Genomic DNA, 24,789 nt, shown 5'->3' with positions numbered 1-24,789 from the left:
CTTGAATATATTGTAAATTTTTCAGCAGGATTTCGCCATGATAAAAAATCAAGAAACATGATAAATTTTTCAGATATTGATTTTTTTATATATACATTTTTTTATATCATAAAAAAGAAGAAAAAAAACAGACCCCGTCAGGTCAATCCTGTCAGAGTCTGTTCTCTCTTTATGCCTTTATGTCTCAGGCTTTGTTAACTGATCCGAATAATTCCATTTTTTCCTTAACAGTAGCTTTGATTGCTTCGAAGCCAGGTGCAAGAAGTTTACGAGGATCGTATCCTTTACCCTGCTGATCTTTTCCTTCTTCGATATATTTACGTGTAGCTGCTGCAAAAGAAAGCTGGCATTCTGTATTAACATTGATCTTGGATACACCAAGGTCGATTGCTTTCTTGATCATGTCTGCCGGGATACCTGTGCCGCCGTGAAGTACCAGTGGCATATCTCCTGTCAGTTTCTGGATAGCATCCAGAGTCTCAAAGCTTAAGCCTTTCCAGTTAGCCGGATATTTTCCATGGATGTTACCGATACCTGCTGCAAGGAAATCAATACCAAGGTCTGCGATCATCTTGCATTCCTGAGGATCTGCACATTCACCCATACCTACAACACCGTCTTCTTCACCGCCGATGGAGCCAACTTCTGCTTCCAGAGACATTCCGTGTTCAGCAACGATCTTAACCAGTTCTTTAGTTTTTGCAACGTTCTCTTCGATCGGATAATGAGATCCATCGAACATAATGGATGAGAATCCTGCTTCCACGCATTTTAAACATCCTTCATAGCTGCCGTGGTCAAGGTGAAGAGCTACAGGAACAGTGATGTTCAGTTCTTCCATCATTCCATTAACCATACCAACAACTGTTTTATAACCGGTCATATATTTACCAGCACCTTCGGATACACCAAGGATTACAGGAGAGTTCAGTTCCTGAGCTGTTAAAAGGATAGCCTTTGTCCACTCAAGGTTGTTGATGTTGAACTGTCCAACTGCATAATGACCAGCTTTTGCTTTTTTCAGCATTTCTGTTGCGCTTACTAACATGATAAATTCCTCCTAATCTGTAACTGCCTTCTGATGCTACAGCTACGATAATCATCTCTTACATATGAAAAATATCCTGATTTATCTCAATAAATTATATTTTCCACATCCAGATAACTGTATATTACCAGATTTCAACAAATTCGTCTAGCGTTTTGCCAAAAAAATGACAACCAAAATCCTCAACCAACCCCTTATAAATTTATACAAAAAAGCACTTGCAATTTTCCAGAATATCCGCTATAATAACAAACGGTTTAAGGATGGATTCCCGAGTGGCCAAAGGGGGCAGACTGTAAATCTGTTAGCAACGCTTTCGAAGGTTCGAATCCTTCTCCATCCATAAAAGGTTCAGGCAAATGCCTGAACCTTTTTTCTTTCTAACAATTCTGATTTTTATGCCAGAGGACCATAACTCCTGTGCCCGGCATTAACACTCGCAATATGCCTGCAGATGCTACAAATTCCTCCTCCTGTTCCGTAAAATTATCTTTATCGGAAACCATAATCCTCTGAAGCTTCACATCCCCCAGCCGGCTGATTCCAGCCTGCCACAATGGAATTTCCACTTCTCTGTCTTCCTGACGGTTATTGATGATCACAATAATCTGTTCCTCTCGTGAAAATCTGGCATAGGCAAGCCCCTGATAATCATTCCATAAAAATGCCAGGGAACCTGTCTTTAATATTTCATACTTTCTGTGGATCCGAATCATCGCTTTGTGGAAATCAATCATCTGATAATCCTCACGCCCCCATGGATAAGAACGTCTGTTATCTGGATCTGTAAACCCGCAAAGCCCTGCTTCATCCCCATAATAGACAGTAGGAGCACCCGGCCAGGTCATCTGTATAGCAACTGCTTCACGCATCACAGCAGTATTTACTCCTTCGGAGGCCGCCTCAGCTCCTGCGTAAGAAATCCTTCCTACTCTGTGATTGGTCCTGGTCAGGAATCTGGAATGATCATGATTGGATAATTCGTTCATTGCGATCTGAAGTGCCGACATATGCAATGCACGCATATGTGTTTTCATAGCACCGATAAACGCATCACTATTTCCATAGAGATCCTCTCTGTACTCATCACTATGTTTCTCCATGCCTGTCAGGAACCAGGTCAAAGGTTCCATAAAAGCATCATAGTTCATAACAGTATCCCATTCATCTCCCTTAAGCCATCCTTCCGGATTTCCATAATGTTCTGCCAGAATAATTGCATTGGGATTTGCTTCTTTTACCGCTTTCCGGAAATCTTTCCAGAACTGATGGTTAAATTCATTGCTGTGTCCCAGATCTGCTGCTACATCCAGTCTCCATCCATCTACATTGTAAGGCGCAGAAACCCATTTCTGTCCTACATGCAAAATATAGTCATAAAGTTCCCTGGAGCCTTCATAATTTAATTTGGGCAGGGTATCATGTGCCCACCATCCATCATAAGTAGGATTATACGGCCACTTGTCAGGATCGTTAAAGGAGAAAAAGTTCCGATAATGGCTGTCTGCGCTGACATAAGCTCCCTTAGGATATCCCTCCTGTTTTTCATAAATCCGCTCTCTGTCCATCCACTTGTTAAAGGATCCACAATGATTAAATACACCATCCAGAATGATCTTCATTCCTCTTCTGTGTATCTCCGCTGTTAATTTTGCAAAAAGTTCATTACTTGCTTCCAGATTCTTTTTATTTGTCACACGTTTGATATATTTCCATGCATGTGAATTATCTCTGTCATCACCACAGAGAACCCCTTCCTCACAGTCTTCCACAATCCGTCCATAATGTGGATCCACATAATCATAATCCTGGCAATCATACTTATGATTACTTGGCGAAACAAAAATAGGATTCAGATAGATCACTTCTACTCCCAGATCCTGAATATAATCCAGCTTATTCATAATTCCCTGAAGATCACCGCCATAAAATTCCCTGACCCCCATTACAGCCGGAATCTTGCTCCAGTTCTCTACCTGTGAGCTAAGTTCTCCAATATAGGCATATTCCCCGGTCACAACATCGTTCGTTGGATCACCATTGAGAAAACGATCCACATAAATCTGATACATGACCGCCCCTTTTGCCCATTTCGGTGTATCAAATCCAGGATAAATTTCAAAGTCCAGCCGCTCCTCACGTTCCATGGAGACTCCCAGATTATTGTAATAGCAGGTTACAGATCCATATCTGATCTCAAAATAATAGCGAAAAATATCCTCTCCTACTGTGATCTGTACTGTATAATAATCAAAACCACTTTCAGTCTCACTATATTCCATCTGTTTACGCAGATTACCGCTTACCAGATAAACAGAATCCACATTGTTTCTCTGGGTCCGGAATTTAATGGTTACTGTATCTCCTGCTTTTGGTTCTGATGGACTTCTGTAATATTCTGTTCCATCTGAAAAAAGTGCCTCTTTATTAAAAACAGGGCGCATGTTTAAGATATACTGCATTTTTCTCCTGATATCTTTCTTTTCATGTTCCATGTCTGCCTGCTCCTCTCTTTTACCATTACATCCGACAGTTTCTTTCCCATCGCACATAATATTTTTAATATTATCATAAGAATTATCTGCATTTTTTATCCTGCAGAAATGTCCACACCAGGGACACTTACTATATTCTATATGAAAATCTCCCCAATGACAATAATCGGATTGCTATAAAAATGGCTTTTATTCAGTTATTCTGCCTAAACCCAGGATCATCAATAAAACCTCTGATTTACATGTTTTCATCAACGAAAAAAAGACAGCGGGATAAAGCTGTCTTTTTTGGAGAAGGTATCTCTTCTTATGGGGTGTAGCAAAAACTATATAATGTATTGGGGGGTTTTTACGATTTATATAGTACCATGGAGCAAGAGAAAAGTGTGCACAAACTTCACAAAATTCGGCACACTTTTTTGGTTGTTTTATATACTTGGGTTTTCTTCCACAGAATTTTCTCTTGTAAAAAGTGCTTCAAATTCATCTCTGTGTACTTTTTCCTTCTCAAGAAGAAGCTTTGCACAGCTGTGGAGCACATCCTCATGTTCCATAATGATCTCTTTCGCACGATCATGGCATTCTGTAATAATACGATGAATTTCTTCATCAATAGACCTGGATACTTCTTCACTGTAGCTTCTGGTGTGTGCCAGATCTCTGCCGATAAACACCTCATCGTCATCGTCTCCGTAGGAGATCAGGCCAATTTTATCAGACATTCCATATTTCATCACCATACTTCTGGCAGTAGCAGTAGCACGCTTAATATCATTGGACGCCCCGGTAGTAACATCACCAAAAATAATCTCCTCTGCCACACGGCCTCCTAACAAAGTCATGATATCCTGTAGCATCTGTCCTTTGGTGTTAAAAATCTCATCGTTATCCGGCAGCGGCATGGTATAACCTGCAGCCCCCATTCCTGTAGGAATAATAGAAATGGTATACACAGGATCCATATCCGGCAGTACATGAAAAAGAATGGCATGACCGGACTCATGGTACGCTGTAATCTTCTTCTCTTTGTCAGATATTACCTTACTCTTTTTCTCCGCACCAATACCTACTTTGATAAATGCACTCTTAATATCAGCCTGAAGAATAAAGCCTCTTTCCTGTCTGGCAGCCTCAATAGCAGCTTCATTCAGCAGGTTTTCCAGATCTGCACCTGTAAATCCTGCCGTTGTCTTTGCAATCTGTCTCAGATCCACATCCTCACCCAGAGGTTTATCCTTGGCATGGACACGTAAAATCTCCTCTCTGCCCTTTACATCCGGACGTCCCACTGCGACCTTACGGTCAAAACGACCCGGCCGCAGGATTGCAGGATCCAGAATATCCACACGGTTGGTAGCAGCCATCACAATGATTCCTTCATTAACACCAAAACCATCCATCTCTACCAGAAGCTGATTCAGCGTCTGCTCTCTCTCATCATGGCCGCCTCCCATTCCTGTACCACGCTGTCTTGCAACCGCATCAATCTCATCAATAAAGATAATGCAGGGGGCATGCTTCTTTCCTTCTTCAAACAGGTCACGCACACGGGAAGCACCTACACCAACAAACATCTCCACAAAATCAGAGCCGGAGATAGAGAAAAACGGAACTCCTGCCTCTCCTGCCACTGCCTTGGCCAAAAGTGTCTTACCTGTTCCGGGAGGTCCCACAAGGATCACACCTTTAGGAATTCTGGCACCTACTTTTGTATATTTCTGAGGAGATTTCAGAAAGTCTACTACTTCTACCAGATCTTCTTTTTCTTCCTCCAGACCTGCTACATTATTAAAGGTTACCTTTTTATCATCCGGAGAGGACATCCTGGCACGGCTTTTACCAAAATTCATCATCTTGGCATTACTTCCACCGCCTCCTGACATCTGCCGGTTCATCATCATGATCAGGAAAATCACCAGTGCTCCTGTAAGAAGTACAGGGAGCAGAGTTGTCAAAAATATGTTATCTCCCGGCACATTCTGCGTTGTAACATCAATATTATATTTATTCAGCAATTCAATTGCCTGGTTCACATCCGTCACATATACTTTTTTCTGACCGGAATCTGTGGTATCTACGATCACTGCACCGGTAGGAACCTCTCTGTTCTGCTGAATCGTTGCATCAACCACTCTGTTGTCTTCAAGAGCCTGTTCCAGCTGTTTCTGCGTATAGCTGCTCTGAGATACCACCTGATTATTTAAATAGAAATAACCAGCAACAAGAGCAACAAGCAGCACCAGATACAGACCAATTCTGCTTGGCTGTTTATTCACTTGATTCTGTCTCCTTTCAGTTTTCCCCCAGTTCCACTACTCCGATAAACGGAAGATTTCTGTATTTCTGCGCATAGTCCAGACCATAGCCTACCACAAACTCATCCGGAATATTAAAGCAGCTGTAATCCACCTTAACATCTCTTACTCTTCGCTCAGGTTTATCAAGCAGAGTGCACAAATGAATGCTTTCCGGCTTTCTCTTTCCAAGAATATCGATCAGATAACTCAGGGTTCTTCCGGAATCAATAATATCCTCTACAATAAGCACATTCTTACCCTCCAATGGCTGATCCAGATCCTTCACAATCTTCACAACTCCGCTGGACTTGGTATCATCTCCATAACTGGAAACAGACATAAAGTCAAGAGTTACCGGAACTGTAATTCTTTTTGCAAGCTCACAGGTAAAGAATACACCGCCTTTAAGGACGCAGATCAAATGTATTTCCTTTCCTGCATAATCTCTGCTGATCTTTGCTGCGATTTCTCTGATACGGGAATCTACTTCCTCTTCACTGAGTAAAACTCTGATTTTCTCACTCATTTTTATTTCCTCCTTGGTATGTTAATGCTAAAACCATCCTGGTACAGGGGGTTATTTTATATCGCTCACTTATCCTGCTTCCTATGATCCAAAGTATTTCATCCTCCACTGCAATGAGAGGAACCTGATTTCTCCTGTCTGCCGGGATCTTTTCATCAATCATACAGCGATTGATCTTTTTTCTGTCTCCTTTGCTGTTGATAACAATATAATCACCGGTTTTCCTGGTCCGGATGCACGGATACTTTATTATTCTATCATAATCCAGCCATTTCGTATACTTTTTTTCTTCAATCTTCTGCCCGTCATACAAAAATACTTCTGTATGGATCCTTCCCAAGGGACCAATTGTATCCCCAGGCACCAAAATCCTCTGCCCTGCAGGCTGATCAGAAGTTTTTTTCTCACAGATATCTTCCGAATATGTTACGTGCAAGTCTACTTCTGTATATCTTCTTTCTGCCTCCATTCCATAAGGAAGATTTATTTTTCTTCCTGTCTGCATATTCCACAGATTGCAAAGCTTCTGATAGTGAACAGAGGTAATATCCTTTCTCTTTCCTGCCAGTTTCTCCATTGCCTGCTGGAGTGCATAAATCTGAAGAATTTCCGGAGTCCCAAAAAATTCTTCTGTAAAACAGTACCTGCCCTCTCTATAAAATTTCTCTGCCAGCTCTGTCCCCCGGGCAGTCAGGTAGTCCTCTGCCTGAGAAAGCCTGAACGCGGTTTCTGCCATATGGGCAGTTGCTTTTGGATTGATCCCTTGCTCCAAAGCCGGTAAAATATGATGCCGTATCCTGTTTCGTGTATATTCATCGCACAGGTTTGTACTGTCCTGTATATGTGGAATCTGATATTTTTCCAGGAAATCAGCAATCTCCCCTCGATTCAGGCACAAAATAGGACGTATGATTTTTTCCGCAGTCGGACGCATAGTGCACAATCCTCTCAAACCGGTTCCCCTGCACAGATTATGAAGCATGGTTTCTGCAAGATCTTCCTGATTATGTGCCAATGCAATACGTACCTTCTGATCTGTATAACTATGGGCAGCTTTCTCAAACGCCTCCCTGCGTACCAGTCTGCCGGTCTCTTCCTCCCCAAGCTTCCACTTTCTGCTTAAAGCAGGAACATCATAATGAAACACATGACAGGGAATTCCCCATTCCTCACAGATCTGCTCTACAAAAGCCCTGTCCCTGTCTGCCTCCTGTCCACGGATCCCATGATGTACATGCACAGCCGCAAGCTTAAAATCCAGCGGCTTCTGCAGTTCTCTCAGGATTGTGAGCATCAGCATGGAGTCACTTCCTCCTGATACACCTGCCAGCACTGTATATCCGGCTTCTGTCATATGATTTTCTTTCATGTAACCAGCAATTCTTTTATACATTTCTTCTGTGACTCCTGTTTTCTCTATTTCTTCCAGATACCGGCCACCAGCACAGTCATATCATCTCTGGCACGGTAGTCACTGTATCCCAACACACGTTCCAGGATTTCCCGCCCCAGCTCCTTCGGTGACTCTTCATGTACATCCAGAATAATTTCCTTCATGGTTTCCTCCTCCTTCTGTACCGGAAGAGCATCCAATACCCCATCTGTCATCATGATCAGATAATCTCCATGATAAAGCTTTCTGGAAGCAGTTTCAAAATCAATCTGCTGAACCAGTCCGGCTGCCAGACTTTCAGAAGTGATCGTTTCTACCCCATGTCCTCTTTTAATAAAAGTAGAAGCTGCTCCAGCCTTCAGAAAGTTGCAGATTCCTGTATACAGATCCACAGCACACATATCTACTGTAGAGAACATTCCTTCCTGTCCTTTAAGTACCAATGCGGAATTTACCATTTTGGCAGCAGTTTCCTGGGAAAAGCCTGATTCCAGAAACTGCTCCAAAAGTTCTACCACAGTCTCGCTTTCCCTGCACGCATCCATACCTGACCCCATTCCGTCTGAGAGGCACATAATAAAACGCCCTCCCTCCTCCTGCCTGCACAGATAATTATCGCCGGAAACCTTCTCTTCTTCTCTTGTCAGAGTTGCTGTACCATATAACATCTGATAACTGACATCCTCAACAAAATGTGCTGTATGATACTCTCCGTTTACAATACATCGGCTTCCGCTGGCAGGTGCCATAGGTTTTTCACAAAGTTCAGACAAAAGCTGTGCAATTTCTGTCATGGAAATACATTGCCCGCTTCTGGCTCTCATAGTGAGAAATATCTGTTTTTTGCTTTTGCGCCTGTCCATCATCCATACCTGACGTAAGATCACATGACGCTTCCGAAGTATTTTCCGAAGCTTCTCCTCAAATTCCGGAGTACATCTTTCCATATCATACAGATCATCAGCCATATGTTCCATAATCCTGGAAACTTCCCCAAGCTGCTGCGCCACTGCCAGCCGGTTCTCAATCATACGGTTGTCCCATATCTGGTTCATTTTCTCCAGCTGAAAATTTTGAAAAACTGTATGGTAATACTGCACGGAACGCCCGCAGAAGCTCATCCAGTCCCCCCGAATCTGTTGGATTTCTTCTTCCTTTCCACTTTCCAGTGCCCGGACCAACAGCTCTGTCTCCTGACACATCTCTTTGCCCCTGCTTTCCCAGCAGATTTCTCTCCGATAGCATCTGGCACACACCTGTTCATTGGTATCTTCTGTAATCTGTCGTATCTGTCCGCTGCTTAAGTAATCCCTGGGATATGGCATACCATAAAAAGTGTCTGCCAGTCTCCGAAAAGAGGCTGCATACTGCTCCACCCTTTCCTTCTGGGGATGACTGTCACACAAAGCGATCATTTCCTGTGTATCCGGTACATTTCCCGCCAAAATAGTTTTTGCCATGTCCCGTATGATCAGTGTTATACTGATCACGAGCATGGCAAGCATCCATTCCTGCATATTCTCCCTCCCCTTATCTGTTACTGTCCTGTTCTCACAGTACCCCCTTCATTCTCCGTCAAAGAAATATTATAAGGATTGGGTTTTAAAATATCTGTCAAATACAGACGAACAAATCTGAAAAGTTTTCGACATATAGGCTCTGCTACTGTTCCTTTTTAAAAACAGTCTCATTATCCTTCGCAAGTCCCAACTTCTCCCGGGCGATTTCCTCCACATACTCATCTGTCTGCATATATTCTTTCAGTTTATCAATATCTTCTGTACGGGCCTGTTCATTCTCTATCTCCTGCTCTATGGTAGCAGCCTTGGCATCATACACTGCCAGACGCTCTCTGAGATTCCGGCTCTCATGTATTAATCCTCCCAGAAGTACCAGAACAACCAGCGCAATAGCAAGCATTCCAAGAGAATTATATCCTATTTTTCTGTTTCTTTTCGTTTTTCGTTTCTTCTTAGAATTACCCAATTTGCCAGCCTTCCTTTTACTACATGTTTATACCAGAAAATTTTACCTCTTCTGACCGGAAATAGCAACCATTTTATTATTTTTTTCCCAATAATTATACAAATATCAAAGAGTATTCCACAAAACTTCACAAAGAAAGGACTGACAGTCAAATGACACAGACCAGCTCCTGCCGCCAAACTCAGAATCATATAAAAGCGGAGATTTCCATCATTATTCCGGCAAGTCCTGGCAAAGATATACAGTGCACTTCCTATCCAGTACAGAATGTCCTGTGCATTTGATATTTTGCGGGAACGAACAGCGTACTTTCTAAATACTTTCAGCAGATCATAGCACAAAAGGAGAACAGCCCCCGTTCCCAACGCCTGAATTACAAGAAATAGTTCATGATGAATAAACATACTCATCTGTTAATGAAATAACCTTCTGAGAAGTGGTTTTTCTCTATTATCTGCATTTTTAGAAAGATAACAGAGATTATCAACTCTTCCCTCCAGATCAATTTCTCCTTTTTCCAGATTCAGGCGCTTCACATGAAGCTGTTCTCCCTTTATCAACAGTTTTCCCGCTTTTGTAAAAAGCAGTATTTCTTTATCATCAAAGGATTTTATATCCTGTACACCGGTCACCGTACCTATCCGGCGATCCCTCAGCTTCAGACTATGGTCAGAAAGATTTCCCCTTTCTTCCAACTTTGTCCTCCGGATTTCTTTTCCTCTTACTTATCAGTAGTTTATGTGCAGAAAACTTTAAATAGAAGTAATTTCAGCTCAAAGATATTTGTACATACTCTCTACATCTTCTTTCTTCACAGTCTCCCTGACCTCCAGAACTTCCACCCGTACATTTTTGCTTCCAAACTGGATTTCAATCACATCTCCTGTTTTGATCTGTACAGATGCCTTTGCAGGTTTGTCATTTACCAGGACTCTGCCTGCATCGCAGGCTTCATTTGCCACAGTACGGCGCTTAATCAGTCGTGAGACCTTCAGATATTTATCTAAACGCATAATTCCTCCTCACAGGTAGTAAAAAAGAGGGAACTTCCGTCCCCCCTGTCGGCTATCGTCAATCAATTATTTCGCGTTAACCATATCCTTTAAAGCTTTTCCGGCTTTGAATTTAGGTGCTTTAGATGCTTCGATCTTCATTGTCTCACCAGTCTGAGGATTTCTTCCCTCTCTAGCAGCTCTTTCACTTACTTCAAATGTACCAAATCCAACTAACTGGATCTTTCCGCCATTTTTCAGTTCTTTAGAAACCACATCAACGAAAGATTTCAGTACGTCTTCTACATCCTTCTTGGATAAATTTGTCTCTTTCGCCATAGCTGCTACTAATTCTGTTTTATTCATGGTGTTTCCTCCTCTAATACTCTCTTTCTTGTTTGTCAGCACCCGCCAGAAGCGACAGCGCTCTATCATTAGTTTATATACCATTTCCCTTATATTGTCAAGGTTTTTCACCACATTCAGCCAATTCTGTATGATCGTTCAGAAAATATTTTTGAAAACAATTCTGTATAAATTTTTCCCATATTTCTTTCTGATTAATCAGGTTTTCAAGCTTTTCCACATTTTTCCCGGAAATCCATACTTTTTTGTGTGAATAGTAATAATTGGCCAGTTTCCAGTATTTTTCAGGATAAGTAAAACGCACCTTCAGATTCTGCCATTCCTGATAAGAAACAGGTCGGATCCTGTGATATTCTGTCAGCATTTCTTTCCCCAATGTCAGATCCCAGCTGTATTTTTCCAGAATTTTTCTCATAAAATGATACAGATCTGCCATCTGAATATCAAAACACCAGTTTCCGAAATTCGTCACTGCTTCCCCCTTTCTCAGCATCAGTACATTATGCTGATTATATGCTCCGTGACAGACAGTTCCCTCCTTCCAGGCTTTTTCCCTGAGACTGTCATAATCCGTTTCTTCCAGCATTTCCAGTGCCAGCTCCCCCCTCTGTAAAAATCCCTCTACGCTGGAAAGAAATTTTTTTTCAAAAACTCCGGAAGCACCTTTCTGACGGATAAACTTGCGTATCTTTCGGATTTCCCGGTTATGCCGTATATATTCCTCCCTCAGCGATCTTGCCCTGTATTCTTCTGCAGGCTCCATTTTCATGACATTATGTAATTTTGCCAGTGTTCCTACACTTTTCAGAATGTCCTCTCTTGATCTGGTACTGCATTCCTGCCCTTCATACCAATGCTGAAGTGTAAACATCTGCTCATCCTTACTCTGACTGATGAGACTGCCCTGGGTATTTTCCAGGAAATAATCTGTATTTATGCCATTTCCCTGAAGGAGAAGCAAAAGCTCCTGCTGTTTTTTCAGTTTTTTTTCCGAACCGTGAAACTCTCTCAGTATCAAAATTCCCTGTTCTGTATAGCAAAGCAGGGCACCCCTTGTCCTTGCAGAACGTTCTGCATTCAGGCCATACTGAGAAAGAGTGCCTAGTCCGTAATCATACAATGACATATCCCCCTCTTTTTTTGTACTTTCTATACATATGCAAAAAAGAATCCTGCTATGCCGGATTCTTTTCCTGATCTTTCCTTATAATTTCCAATAGAATTTCTTTCTGATTTTTCTCCGGATCTTCCAGAACGAGATTTAAAAGTTTTTCCAGTTTTTCCCCAATCTCTCTGCCGGGTCTGTAACCATTCTCTATTAAATCTCTGCCTGTAACTGCCAGTGTCTTCAATGATACGCACTGTTTTTCCTCTATAATCTGTCTGTATGCATCCCTTACACTGTCCAGACGTGCCTGTTTTTCACTTCTCCTATACAGACTCTGAGCAAGCATATCTGCCTGCTGTACTTCAAGATACAGGGGAAAAAGATCCTCACCGATCCTGTTAACAGCACGGCGGACAGATTTGAGTGTTCCCTCCGGTCTGTCATCATGCCATTTCACCAGACGGGTTACCTTACGAATGGTATCATTGTCAAACTTCAGTCTGCGAAGAATCTGGCCTGCCATTTTTTCCCCTGCATTTCCATGGGTTTTGAAATGATCTCTTCCATTCTCATCGATCTTTCTTACTGCCGGTTTCCCAATGTCATGAAGAAGCATGGTAATACGAAGAACCCTGTCTGCCCGCACATAGCAGAGGCTGTGCAGAATATGCTCCCCTACTGTATAACAATGATGGGGAGTATTCTGAGGTGTCTCCATACAGGCATCAAATTCCGGAAGAAATTCTGCAGTAATGCCGGCTTCATAAGCTGTTCTGAGATAATCCGGATGAGGAGACATCAGAAGCTTCACTAATTCCACCTGGATTCGCTCTGCACTCACATGTTTCAGATTGGGTGCCAGCACCTTCAGCGCCTTGCGTGTTTCCTCTTCGATGGAGAATCCAAGCTGGGCACTGAACCGCACAGCACGCATAATGCGAAGTGCATCTTCTGTAAAACGTTCCAGCGGATTTCCCACACAGCGGATAATCTTTCTGTCAATATCTTCCAGCCCGCCAAAAAGGTCAACCAATCCGCCGGAAGGATTATACGCCATGGCATTGATGGTAAAATCACGGCGCTTCAGGTCCTCTTCAAGGCTTGCTGTAAAGGTTACCTCTTTCGGATGTCTGCCATCCTCATATTCGCCATCCACCCGATAAGTTGTAACTTCATAGCCTTCTTTCTCCATAAGGACAGTCACGGTTCCGTGCTGCAGACCTGTATCCACTGTTCTGTGAAACAGTTCCTTAACCTGCTCAGGCTTCGCAGATGTAGTAATATCCCAGTCGTCCGGTTTTCGTCCCAGGATAGAATCGCGGACACATCCGCCTACTACATAAGCCTCATATCCTGCATTTTCCAGTATATGCAAAATTGTTTCCGCGTTTTTTGGTATTTCCAGAATCATATGACCATCCTTACCCTTTTTCTATTCATGATTAATTCTAAAAACCGGCATCCAGATATTATTTCTGCTGCCGGTTTTCTTTATTGCCTTACTGATTAGTATGCTCTACCCCAGTAAACCATCTTCTTAGCCGGTTTTCCACAGCATACACAGACATCACTTAAATGTTCCTGCTCAAATGGCATACATCTGGATGTAGCCTGAACATCCTCTTTGATCTTATCTTCACATGCACGGTCACCGCACCACATAGCTTTTACAAAGCCTGGTTTATTAACAATTGTGTCCTTAAATGTCTCATAATCTGTAGCAACATAAGTATGAGCCTCTCTGTGAGCACGTGCACGTTCCAGCATATCCTTCTGGATAGTTTCCAGGATTTTCTGCACCTTCTCCACAAGCTCATCAAATGTAACTGTATATTTTTCTCTTGTATCACGACGGCAGATGACAGCCTGTCCATTCTCGATATCCTTGGGGCCACACTCAATACGGATCGGAATACCGCGCATTTCCTGCTCTGCGAACTTGAATCCCGGACTCTTATCTGTATCATCTACTTTTACGCGGACTCCTGCTGCCTTTAATGCTGCAAACATCTCGTCAGCCTTCTCCAGAACACCTTCTTTTCTCTGCTGGATTGGAATGATCACTGCCTGTGTAGGAGCGATTCTCGGAGGCAGCACCAGACCACTGTTGTCACCGTGTACCATGATGATGGCACCGATCATACGTGTTGTCATTCCCCAGGATGTCTGATGTACATACTGAAGTTTGTTTTCTTTATCTGTATACTGGATGCCGAATGCTCTAGCAAATCCGTCACCAAAGTTATGGCTTGTACCGGACTGAAGAGCTTTTCCATCATGCATCAGGGATTCAATTGTATAAGTAGCTTCTGCACCGGAGAATTTCTCCTTGTCTGTTTTCTGTCCCTTTACAACAGGGATTGCAAGAACTTCCTCGCAGAAGTCTGCATACAGGTTCAGCATCTGGATAGTACGCTCTTCTGCTTCCTCAGCTGTTGCATGAGCTGTATGACCTTCCTGCCATAAAAATTCACGGGAACGAAGGAACGGACGTGTTGTCTTTTCCCAGCGCACTACAGAACACCACTGATTGTATACCTTCGGCAGATCTCTGTGGGACTGGATCTCTTTTGCATAGAAATCGCAGAATAATGTCTCTGATGTGGGACGTACACACAGACGCTCCTGCAGCGGATCCAGACCACCGTGGGTTACCCATGCAACCTCAGGTGCAAATCCTTCTACATGATCTTTCTCTTTCTGAAGAAGAGATTCCGGGATAAAGATTGGCATATACACATTCTGTACGCCTGTTTCTTTAAATCTTCTGTCCAGTTCATGCTGGATATTCTCCCAGATCGCATATCCTGCAGGTTTGATCGCCATGCAGCCTTTCACGCTGGTATAACCGCAGAGTTCAGCTTTCTTTACAACGTCGGTATACCACTGGGCGAAATCCTCTTCCATGGATGTGATGGCTTCTACCATTTTCTTGTTGTTTGCCATGATTGTTTCTCCTTTTTTGTGATTGTTTGTTTCAACTCACAGTCAGTAATAACTGTATTTTGTGGCATCAGAATGTAAGTACTCCACTTCTTTTTTCCATTCACAGATAAAAAAGAAGCCTTACATCCCTCACAAGGGACCGAAAGGCTTCGGCGGTACCACCCTAATTAACACTGTGCCCAAATGCCTGCACACTGTTCGCTCTTCTTCCGATAACGCAGGAAAAACGCCGTACTTCAATTGCACGGGGCTCCGAGGCCGGTTCCATAATTTGCGCACAGAATCTTCACACCATACAGATTCCTCTCTGGGATTGCTCCTTATGTACTATTCTCTTCATCGCCATAGATATTTCGCATTTGGTTTTATTTTATGCGAAATCTCAGGATGTGTCAAGGGTGAAAATCCTAACGTTATACCTCTATTGTAATTTTTCTGCCTGTACGGTTATATTTATAATAACGCACTCCCGCAGCATCCAGCATTCTCTTGGACGCGATCACTGCCGGAGTATGGGCATATTTATCACAGTCATAAACAATTGTCTTAATCCCTGCCTGTATAATAGCCTTGGCACATTCATTACAGGGAAAAAGAGACACATAGAGCTTTGCCCCTTCCAGACTTCCACCCCTGTAATTCAGGATTGCATTCAGCTCACTGTGGGTCACATAAAAATATTTTGTATGAAGGCTATCCCCTTCTCTTGCCCACGGAAACTCATCATCCGAACACCCTTTTGGCAATCCGTTATATCCCATAGACAAAATTTTATTATCTTCACTTACAATACAGGCCCCTACCTGAGAATTAGGATCCTTAGAACGCATTCCTGACATCATGGCAACTCCCATAAAGTATTCATCCCATGATAAGTAATCTGTACGTTTATGATTCATATCCATTGCTCAAACCTCCCTGGTCAGGCAGCTATTCGCAGTCCACTTTATTCTGTCTCTATCTGATTGATTCTTCTGATGTGCCTTTCATCATTGGAGAATGGAGTATTTAAGAAGGTCTCAACAATTTTCACAGCCAGTCCAGGACCTACAACTCTTCCTCCAAGAACAAGAATATTGGCATCATTGTGAAGTCTCGTTGCTTCCGCAGTAAAGCAGTCTGTACAGACAGCTGCCCTGATTCCCCTGATCTTATTTGCTGTAATAGAAATTCCGATACCTGTTCCACAGATCAGTATTCCCTTTTCACATTCTCCATCAAGAATGGCATGAGCAACCTTCTTTGCATATACCGGATAGTCTACGGAAGCCAGGCTGTCACAGCCATAATCTTTATACTCGATTCCCTTCTCATCCAGATATTTTTTAATCTCCAGTTTTAATTCATATCCTCCGTGATCACATCCTAAAGCTAACATACCTTTTCCTCCTGAAATTCATATTATTTCTTACTTATCCCCCTGGATAATTTTATGTCCCGCAGCCTTCAGCAAACGGTTCATGATTGCCTGTCCCATTCTTGGCGTATAAAAGGCCTCTGAATATATGGATCTGACCGCACTCTGATCAAATTCACGAAGCACTTCATACAAATGGTGCGCAATTGTTTCCTCTTCTCTTCTGCTTCCGATGCTCACTACCAGGCCTTCCTGGTATCTGTCCTTCGTCTCATCCGTTGCAATAATGCCCACCAGCTCACCATGAGCTTTGGCTTCTGCAGCCAGTTCATTGATTTTTTTTACCACTGCCTCCTGACTGCCTTCTACAATAGCCAGATCTGCCTTTGGTGCATAATGGCGATACTTCATTCCAGGTGCCTTCGGACGAACCTTACTGTCAGATGCGATCAATCCTTTATCCATCCGGACATCGCCAAGAGTCTTCTGCAGCATCTCCAGTGAAATATACCCCGGGCGTAAAACAACCGGCACATCTTCTGTAAAATCAACGATTGTTGACTCAAGTCCGATTCCAACCTGACCTCCGTCAATAATCATATCAATTTCCTCACCCAGATCCTCTATCACATGCTGTGCAGTGGTAGGGCTTGGTCTGCCCGAAGTATTTGCACTGGGGGCAGCTACATAACCTCCTGCTGCTTTGATCATTTCCTGGGCAATCCTGTCACTGGGAAAACGGACAGCCACACTGTCCAGGCCGCCAGTAGTCTCCTTTGGCACCAGATCTGACTTTGAGAGTATCATAGTCAAAGGTCCCGGCCAGTATTTCTCAGCCAATATTCTGGCTTTCTCCGGTATCTCCCCTACGATGGGTGCCAGCTTATCAAACTCTGCAATGTGCACGATCAGCGGATTATCCGAAGGTCTTCCTTTTGCAGCATATATTTTCATGGATGCGTCTGGATTCAGTGCATCTCCTCCAAGTCCGTAGACCGTTTCTGTGGGAAATGCAACCAGACCGCCTTTTTTCAATATTTCTCCGGCACGACATATTGCATCCAGATCAAGATGCTCTGCTGTCATGGATACGACTTCTGCTTTCATTGTCCTTCTGCCTTCTTTTTTCATTAGATTTGATATTTATATCACAAATATTGTACACGATTTTTATGGTTTCGTCTATGAAAAGATATTCTGACGTTACACTCTAACATTACATCCTAGTTCACCTTCAGAATATATGTGTCAGAATTTTCGGACTGGAATACCTTTTTTCCCAATCCTGCCAATATCTCCTCATTCAGATTTGTTCCATATTTCTCTCTTTCACAGGAACCAACAAAAATATAGGAAATATCATATTTATCCAGAAGTTCTTTCACCAGTTCCTTATCTGAAGAGGTATAGATTGTCTCAATCTCGGTCCTCTTGGTATTCAGATCATCTGTATCATTCCGCCACAGCCATTCATGAACATACCATCCCAGTACAGTGGGAAGCCCTGTCATTGCAGAAACTCTGTTATCATAGTCTTTATAACTCTCCCCTGGTGCCTCAAGAACCACCGCCGTTCCCTTCACATTGTTTTTCAGCCATCTGATCGCAGAAGCATCCCCCTGTACTCCGTTTTCCAAAAACGAAACTGCATTCAGTCCTTTATACCCTGAAACCTCCCACACATTTCCAAACCAGGAAGTTACACTTTTTCCGAAATATCCAAAGGTCCAGCACAAAAGCACCAGTCCAATCACAGAAAAAATCTTAAACACTTTTTTCCGTGCCAGAGCCAGCATCCGTACAATCCCATATCCCATAGTCATGGCAAAAAGAATATAAGCCTGGTAAGTAAGTTTAAACATAGTATTGGCTCTGGCATTTCCATTTTCATAAATGTCCCTTACATAGACCAGTTCCGGTATCAGAATCAATCCCATGGCACACAGCCCCATGATCACTGCAAATAAATCCGGCAGTGCTATTGCCCGCATCAGGCGATATACTCCCCTGTTTCTGCCGTCACAAAGTTTCTCCCACAGAATACATATGATCAGCAATACTGTAAGAAATAGGGGAAGTCCCCATAAGATCAGCAGCTGATGAATCAGGGAATGATGGGTTGCAATTCCTACCCCCTGGAACATGGTCTGGAATTTCATAGTAAAGGGAAGGATCACCACATAAGAAACCACAATCATCTCAACCGCCTGTACAATGGTAACAGTCAGGACTTTTTTCACCTTTCCTTCAAACTGAATAATATTGGTAAACAGGATCACTCCCCCTGCAACTACAAAATAAATGATAAAATCCCAATAATTTGTAAAATGGAACATTCCGATCAGTACACATACCAGCAAAATATGAGGAATAAAAAGCTGCCTTATCCAAAATTGCTTTCGGCTGATTTTCTCTATGACTGCTTTCCTGCTGCGGACATGTTTCATCCATGCATACAAAATTCCCACCAGCAGTAACACGAACATAATATTCACCACATGAGCATGGAGATCCCCCAGCACAAAAGAATAGCAGGGAAATTCATGGATGGTTTTGTCCTGTTCATTGACCGGATTATAACCGATATATCGGGTAGCATCCGGAAACCAGTAGCTGTCCGGTGTTTCTCCCTGAAGCTTCTGGATCCATGGTATTATTTTACAGTACACCACATAATGCATATTTCCGGCTATGGATACAGATAATCCTGCCAGAACTCCGGCCAAAGTGGGGATACATCGTTTTTTCCCTGTAAGCCTGTCCTTTAATCCATCAACAGTCATCTGATATACCAGCGAAAACGGAAGGGTAAATGCAAAAGCCGCCACAAAGGTCCGCATAAGATTATAAGTCAATTCCACCTTACTTCCCGTAAGCTTGGTAAGAAAAACAGCAAAATACTGACCTCCATAATAATAATTGATGGTTCCCTCAGAATACCAGAGATCTCTTGCCGGAAGAGTAGAACTGCGCATCATAGCCTCCATAAAGCCATAATCCATAAATTTCTCAGTTCCGTGAGCCTCCGGCCGGAATCCTGCTACATAAGTCCACAAAAGAAAGAATATAAAAAACAGAATTTCCTCTCTGAAAATCAAGGTTCCTCTGCCAGCCGGCAGACAATCTACTCCTTTTTTCATCTGATAAAAATACAGAAGAATGCACAAAATCCCGCACACTACAGATACGCCAATACAGGAAACGGTAGTAAACGGAAGCAGCTTCACAGCTACCAACAGCCAGGTAAGAAATCCGGTAACTGCAATAGAAAGAATCTTTGAAAAAATCCAACCCTTATCCTCAAATCCAGCAAAAAGTTTTCCTGTCACAGGCATAGCCAGCATTCCCATGAGAAAAGCCAGCATCCACCAGGTCCAGAAAGTCCACACATCACCCTTCAGTAAATACGCTGACAGTCCAGCCAGAGCTGCTGCCAGAAACACTCTGGGTACCACTTGTTTCATCTGTGTCTTCCTCCTCATTCTTAGTGTCACACTTATTCATCATCAATTGTTTTATATATCCGGATTCTTCTATCCTCTGTCTCGTAGACCTTCTCGAAGGTTTGGGAGATCAAAGCTTCCTGACATTCTTTCTGTTCGAATTCCGATCCTTCCTCAAAAAGAATATACGTAATTTTTTCCTCTTTCACCACAGATCTCAACACACTCTCATCTGTAGCTGTATAAATTTCCACTGCCCTGTCAGCTCTGTAATTGGTATCGTATCCCGCTGACCAGGCATAATAAGGCCAGCCACAGTAAAGCATCACTCCTGACATAGTCACTTCATTCATACTGTATTCCGGAGTAAGCAAAAGATCCTGTTTTCCAAGATGATCTGTCAGCCACCGGGTCAGATCACTGTTCATATTCACAGTCACCCTGTGTCCTGTTCCGTTTCCCTTTAGAATAATAACAAAATCATAGATTCCTGTAGCAGTCAGGCAGACAGCTAAAAGAACTGCCAGAAGCTTTTTCCACAACTTTTTACCCCAGAGACTACAGATTGCCCATGCCCAGAAAACGCTCAGAAATCCATATGCGATCACAATATATTTGTGGTTTACATTGATATCCGGTGTCATCAGCAGAACAAAAGCAAAGATTACCGGAAACAGAAAACCTGTAAGCATTGCTTTTTCTCTTCTTTTCATAAAGAATACCAGCAGGATCAGTCCCAGGAAAAAGATACCTCCCATCCAGAACAGATACTTCACCACTCCCCAGAAGTTTTTTTCCTCAGCCAGAAAACCCAGATAAAGTCTAGTATCCATGGCACTTCCCCGGATAAATATTTTTGTCTGGAGAAAAGAAAAGAATACTGCAGTACCTGCAGTAACCGCATAATCAACCTTTCCATCGGAGAAAATGGCAAATCCCAGTAAAATCAGTAATCCGCCAATCACCGCCGCTCCATTCCAGAACGCACTCAGCCCAAGCAGCAATCCCATAATTAAAGCCTTCTCCAGATTTCTGCTCTTCCAGGCCTGTAAAGACAAAATACGCTGTATAAACCATGAAAAACCTTTTTCCTTATGAGAGGTTCCTGCTTCCAGCCAGTCCAGAAAAACATATATTACCAGAGTTACGATCAAAAGTCCAAATGCCAGGTGTCTCTGGTTCAGATACACATTAAAATTCCATAAACCCCAGTTTTCGTTTACAGTATAACCGATAAATGACGTATTCTCCTGCAAAGCCGCCAGCAGATCCCCTGTCTGAAGATGTTCCCACACATATCTGAAAAAAGCAGCTCCGCTTCTGAAAAAAAACAGAATGACAGTTACCGCTCCACAGCAAAACCGTCCGGTAATCCGAACAGCCAGCTGACTCAGCAGCATAAGAAAACCAAGAAGAGATCCAATGCTGACAATATTATAGGCAAAATCCAGTCTGAGCCCCAGATACTCCAGATTTCCAGCCAGGAACTGAAACATAAAATGATATTTTACATCTGCCCCTCCATAATGGGGATACTGGGTGGGAAAATTATTTCCCAGAGAAAAAGATCTCATCATAGCTGTGTGTGGTGCATAATCTCCATAAACTGTCAGCCCCGAGTACAGTACTCCGTCCCTGATATAAAATACATAAAACATCATGTACGTAATAAAAACCAGCAATAATCCATATAAAATCAATTCTTTTCTGAAACGGCTCTTATCTTCCCATAACCTTCCTGCCAGAAAGGGATAATTTTTTTTCTTTTTGATCATCAGAATCACTGCCAGTATCACTGTCCCACTGACAAGCACGATCACATTTCCATATAGCAGTGGATCTTGAACACCCCCCACTACACTGAAAAACCAGGCTACAATATAAACACTCCATGTCAGCAGTAAAATTCCTGTGCCAAAAGCTGCCGGAAGCTTAAGCCAGATCCTGTTTACTGATATCTTTTGTTCTTCTTTTTCAATAAGAAAGGCTGATGCCTCATAACCCAGCAGCATCGCCAAAATCAGGTATATTATTCCAAGCATAATGCCTTCTGTCATCCTTTCCTGTCTCTTTTCCAATCTCAAAAAACTCAAATAATAGCAATTACTCTCTTTGCCAGTACATCGTTTCGTAAAGAACTATACCAATCGGATTCACAGACAAGCGAGTGGTATAGCTATTTCGAAAAAGATATACTAGCTCTATCAGTATAACAAAAACAAATACACTTTAAAAGTAACTTCACATAAAAGAAACATTTAAGTGCTTTTAAGGTATTTATCAATTCCCAGTGCCACTGCATAAGCAACCTTCTGCTGATATTCAGATGTCTGCAGCAGCTCTGCTTCCTCTGGATTGGTCAAAAAGCCACATTCTACAATATTCAAGACACTTTCACTTCGTTTCAGAAGATAATAGGTACGGTTTCCCTTTGGAGCCCTGGGTCTTGTCACATCCAGACAGGTATTTAACGCATCCTGAATATAACCGGCCAGTTCCTTTCCCTGTATGGAATCCTCATAATAGAACACCTGGGGACCGTATACCTCAGGATCCTGATAGCTGTTCTGATGAATACTTACACATAAAAGAGGCTTGTATTTTCCAATCAGTGCAATTCGCCTCTGAAGATCCTGGACTTTCTGATTTTTACAGTCCTTGTCATACAATCCCTTATCTTCCTTCCTGGTCATTATCACATAATATCCCTTTTCCTCAAGAACTTTTTTCAGCCTATTAGCGATTTCCAGATTGATTTCCTTTTCTTTTAATCCCCCAACCCCTATCATCCCGGGATCAGTTCCACCATGACCTGCATCTACCAATATCATTTTTCCGGGATCCCGGTTATGGTTTTTTCCGGACACCAGAGCAGCCTCCCGAGCCAGTATATAAACACCGATCAGAAACAAACAGATTAATACAAGCTTTGTCCCTCGCTTTTCCAAAAAATAAAATACCCCCTGCCATATTCACCTTAATATATGCCAGAGAGTATTTTACACATTCCTGTTTTTCCTTTGTATTATTTATTTACTGCAAATTATCTGTGATCACCTGCCAGATACCGCTATTCTCAAATCCCAGCTTCCATGCAGCCACACCGGCCAGCTTATACTTAGATGCCAGTTTTACCTTGGCAGCAATAGACTCTGCATCCTCCAGCCATATCTGATAGGTGGAATTATCCTCCTCATAGGTTCCGTAATTCTGAGAAGTATTCTTATCCCAGTAAGTTTCCACATTTTTCTCAGAGATCACCTGCTGAGCCTGATCCATGCCAATTGCCTCACTTGTAACAGCTCCACCTGTTGTTTTCCACAATCTTGTATAGAAGGGAACTGCGTTGATCACACGGTCTGCCGGTACTTCTTCCAGTGTATCCTGAATTCCCTGTTCTACCCATGGCAGTGATGCAACTGATCCTGCGTCAGACCCTGAATAATGCTCATCATACCCCATAATAATCACATAATCCACAACTCTTCCCTGCTCAGCCCGGTCATAATGGCTGGTGAAATCCTCAGGAACAGGATTATCCACGGAAAGTACCAGATTATTTTTATGGCATTCAACAGACAGTTCTCTCAGAAATTCCAGGAAATGAATTCCCACATCCTCACTGAGTGACTCAAAATCCACATTAATGCCATCCAGTCCCACATTAACTGCAGCCTGTATCAGCTGAGTAATGAGATTCTGTCTGGATGCTGTATTTGACAGAGTTTCCATAGTACTTACATCCTGAGTAAAGTTGTCGATCAGTCCCCATACCTTCAGGCCTTTTTCATGTGCTTTGGCAACATAATCTGCACTTGCAATATTGGAAATATTACCTGCTGTATCCGTCAGACAGAACCAGGTTGGTGAGATCACATTCACCCCTGTCATATTTGCAATGGCATCTTCCAGATATGCATTGGCATCTGTGGAAGTAACCTGATGCCATACCATATTCACAGGATCATCCATGGTAATATAAGTATATTCTTCACCCTGGAAATTGCGTTCAAAAGTAGTTTCTTCCACTTTTCCTACTTTCTTTTTCTCCACATATCCAATGTATCCGTCATCTGTAGCAACCTGATCCCAATCCTCAAGTTCCTCCAGCAGACGGAGCTTTGTTCCTTTTTTCACTTCTGTAAGAATACTGGATTTAATTCCGCCCCGATAACGAACTGCTATATTTTTCTCTGCTTTTACAGTTTTGATCTTATCAAACTGATACTGGATCGCAACCCGGTAAGGATCTTTATATATATATGCATCAATATCTGTATACTGCTGTACATATGACAGATTCAGATACACCCTATCGTCCTTTAACCATACCTGGTCACCTGCTTCTGATGCAGCTGCTGCGGTAATTACTTCTGATGGTGTTGCATACAGGATCTGCTTATTGGCAGCATCCCAGTAATATCTCTGATTCAAATATGTATTCACTACATCAAGAGGAAGATAAACTCTCTCCCCTGCTACCAACGCCTTCTCATCCAGGAGCTCTGTTCCCAGAACCAATGCCGCTTCTCCATCCCCCAGTTCTCCGTAATATTCATTCAGATCCATTTTCTCTTTTGTAGGGATACGTTTCATGATCACATGACTCAAAAGCCCGATCATTGCTACCAGAAAAATCAGGACAATCACTGCAATTGCGGGTTTTATTTTCTTATTCATGACTTTTTTCCTTTCGGTATAATTACTGATTACTATAGCATTATATCATATTTTATTACAAATGCATTACAAAAATCAACTTTTCATAATTTTTTAAGATTTACCTGAAATTTCCATTTAAATCATACTATCATGGGATATTTCAAATAAAC

General features: G+C 42.4%; 21 protein-coding genes and 1 tRNA gene. 1 reads left to right on the top strand and 21 read right to left on the bottom strand.

Annotated elements, in window-relative coordinates; translation table 11 throughout:
* Positions 1-184 precede the first annotated feature (184 nt).
* Entirely contained in the window at positions 185-1,048 is an 864-nt protein-coding gene (gene fba / locus ACTNC6_RS14660; protein WP_441036327.1) for a class II fructose-1,6-bisphosphate aldolase, read from the bottom strand.
* 261 nt (positions 1,049-1,309) lie between these two features.
* Here fba and ACTNC6_RS14655 point away from each other — a divergent pair.
* Positions 1,310-1,391, top strand: a tRNA-Tyr gene (locus tag ACTNC6_RS14655).
* 37 nt (positions 1,392-1,428) lie between these two features.
* On the opposite strand, the gene ACTNC6_RS14650 is transcribed toward ACTNC6_RS14655, so the two are convergent.
* The 20 genes from ACTNC6_RS14650 to ACTNC6_RS14555 all read right to left on the bottom strand — a co-directional run bounded on the left by ACTNC6_RS14650 (position 1,429) and on the right by ACTNC6_RS14555 (position 24,637).
* On the bottom strand, positions 1,429-3,543 hold the full coding sequence (locus ACTNC6_RS14650; RefSeq protein WP_441044446.1) for a glycoside hydrolase family 13 protein: 2,115 nt from the start codon (positions 3,541-3,543) through the stop codon (positions 1,429-1,431).
* Positions 3,544-3,971: 428 nt separating this feature from the next.
* Entirely contained in the window at positions 3,972-5,819 is a 1,848-nt protein-coding gene (gene ftsH / locus ACTNC6_RS14645) for an ATP-dependent zinc metalloprotease FtsH (RefSeq protein WP_019160909.1), read from the bottom strand.
* 16 nt (positions 5,820-5,835) lie between these two features.
* On the bottom strand, positions 5,836-6,366 hold the full coding sequence (hpt, locus tag ACTNC6_RS14640; protein ID WP_173743796.1) for a hypoxanthine phosphoribosyltransferase: 531 nt from the start codon (positions 6,364-6,366) through the stop codon (positions 5,836-5,838).
* Positions 6,359-7,759 carry a tRNA lysidine(34) synthetase TilS gene (gene tilS, locus ACTNC6_RS14635; RefSeq protein ID WP_441044445.1) on the bottom strand — a complete coding sequence of 467 codons (1,401 nt, stop codon included), beginning with the start codon at positions 7,757-7,759 and terminating at the stop codon, positions 6,359-6,361. Before tilS ends, hpt begins: the two co-directional genes overlap by 8 nt.
* Positions 7,760-7,782: 23 nt before the next feature.
* Positions 7,783-9,276, bottom strand: a complete 1,494-nt coding sequence (locus ACTNC6_RS14630; protein ID WP_441036320.1) for a SpoIIE family protein phosphatase — start codon at positions 9,274-9,276, stop codon at positions 7,783-7,785.
* A gap of 145 nt (positions 9,277-9,421) precedes the next feature.
* Positions 9,422-9,745 carry an FtsB family cell division protein gene (locus ACTNC6_RS14625; protein ID WP_441044444.1) on the bottom strand — a complete coding sequence of 108 codons (324 nt, stop codon included), beginning with the start codon at positions 9,743-9,745 and terminating at the stop codon, positions 9,422-9,424.
* A complete protein-coding gene (yabQ, locus tag ACTNC6_RS14620; protein WP_243874045.1) occupies positions 9,697-10,149 on the bottom strand; it encodes a spore cortex biosynthesis protein YabQ in 453 nt (150 codons plus the stop codon). The genes ACTNC6_RS14625 and yabQ overlap by 49 nt, the downstream gene beginning before the upstream one ends.
* A gap of 9 nt (positions 10,150-10,158) precedes the next feature.
* Positions 10,159-10,440: a sporulation protein YabP gene (gene yabP, locus ACTNC6_RS14615; RefSeq protein WP_173743800.1), complete on the bottom strand. Its 282-nt coding sequence runs from the start codon at positions 10,438-10,440 to the stop codon at positions 10,159-10,161.
* Positions 10,441-10,518: 78 nt separating this feature from the next.
* On the bottom strand, positions 10,519-10,758 hold the full coding sequence (locus ACTNC6_RS14610) for an RNA-binding S4 domain-containing protein (RefSeq protein WP_019160902.1): 240 nt from the start codon (positions 10,756-10,758) through the stop codon (positions 10,519-10,521).
* A gap of 66 nt (positions 10,759-10,824) precedes the next feature.
* Positions 10,825-11,103 carry an HU family DNA-binding protein gene (locus tag ACTNC6_RS14605; RefSeq protein ID WP_019160901.1) on the bottom strand — a complete coding sequence of 93 codons (279 nt, stop codon included), beginning with the start codon at positions 11,101-11,103 and terminating at the stop codon, positions 10,825-10,827.
* 97 nt (positions 11,104-11,200) lie between these two features.
* Positions 11,201-12,229 (bottom strand): phosphotransferase, encoded by a 1,029-nt coding sequence (locus ACTNC6_RS14600; protein WP_441036317.1) that lies wholly within the window; start codon positions 12,227-12,229, stop codon positions 11,201-11,203.
* A gap of 49 nt (positions 12,230-12,278) precedes the next feature.
* Complete coding sequence (locus ACTNC6_RS14595; protein WP_441044443.1) at positions 12,279-13,622, bottom strand: CCA tRNA nucleotidyltransferase; 1,344 nt, start codon at positions 13,620-13,622, stop codon at positions 12,279-12,281.
* Between the two features lie 95 nt (positions 13,623-13,717).
* A complete protein-coding gene (proS, locus tag ACTNC6_RS14590; protein ID WP_441044442.1) occupies positions 13,718-15,157 on the bottom strand; it encodes a proline--tRNA ligase in 1,440 nt (479 codons plus the stop codon).
* A gap of 413 nt (positions 15,158-15,570) precedes the next feature.
* Positions 15,571-16,056, bottom strand: coding sequence for a deoxycytidylate deaminase (locus tag ACTNC6_RS14585; RefSeq protein ID WP_441036343.1), 486 nt, complete (start codon positions 16,054-16,056; stop codon positions 15,571-15,573).
* Between the two features lie 47 nt (positions 16,057-16,103).
* On the bottom strand, positions 16,104-16,535 hold the full coding sequence (gene rpiB, locus ACTNC6_RS14580) for a ribose 5-phosphate isomerase B (RefSeq protein WP_441036311.1): 432 nt from the start codon (positions 16,533-16,535) through the stop codon (positions 16,104-16,106).
* Between the two features lie 30 nt (positions 16,536-16,565).
* Positions 16,566-17,621 carry an L-threonylcarbamoyladenylate synthase gene (locus ACTNC6_RS14575; RefSeq protein ID WP_441036309.1) on the bottom strand — a complete coding sequence of 352 codons (1,056 nt, stop codon included), beginning with the start codon at positions 17,619-17,621 and terminating at the stop codon, positions 16,566-16,568.
* A gap of 116 nt (positions 17,622-17,737) precedes the next feature.
* Positions 17,738-19,978, bottom strand: a complete 2,241-nt coding sequence (locus ACTNC6_RS14570) for a DUF2298 domain-containing protein (protein ID WP_441044441.1) — start codon at positions 19,976-19,978, stop codon at positions 17,738-17,740.
* A gap of 32 nt (positions 19,979-20,010) precedes the next feature.
* The gene (locus tag ACTNC6_RS14565) at positions 20,011-22,014 is read right to left on the bottom strand and encodes a hypothetical protein (RefSeq protein WP_441036305.1); all 2,004 of its coding nucleotides are present in this window, start codon (positions 22,012-22,014) and stop codon (positions 20,011-20,013) included.
* A 201-nt stretch (positions 22,015-22,215) separates the two neighbouring features.
* A complete protein-coding gene (locus ACTNC6_RS14560; RefSeq protein ID WP_441044440.1) occupies positions 22,216-22,905 on the bottom strand; it encodes an N-acetylmuramoyl-L-alanine amidase in 690 nt (229 codons plus the stop codon).
* An 85-nt stretch (positions 22,906-22,990) separates the two neighbouring features.
* Positions 22,991-24,637, bottom strand: coding sequence for a glycosyl hydrolase family 18 protein (locus ACTNC6_RS14555; RefSeq protein ID WP_303243115.1), 1,647 nt, complete (start codon positions 24,635-24,637; stop codon positions 22,991-22,993).
* Positions 24,638-24,789: the final 152 nt, after the last annotated feature.

Source organism: Blautia sp. HCP3S3_C4 (assembly GCF_052064095.1).
Taxonomy (GTDB): Bacteria; Bacillota; Clostridia; order Lachnospirales; family Lachnospiraceae; genus Blautia_A.
This window is presented reverse-complemented; position numbering and strand designations above follow the sequence as displayed.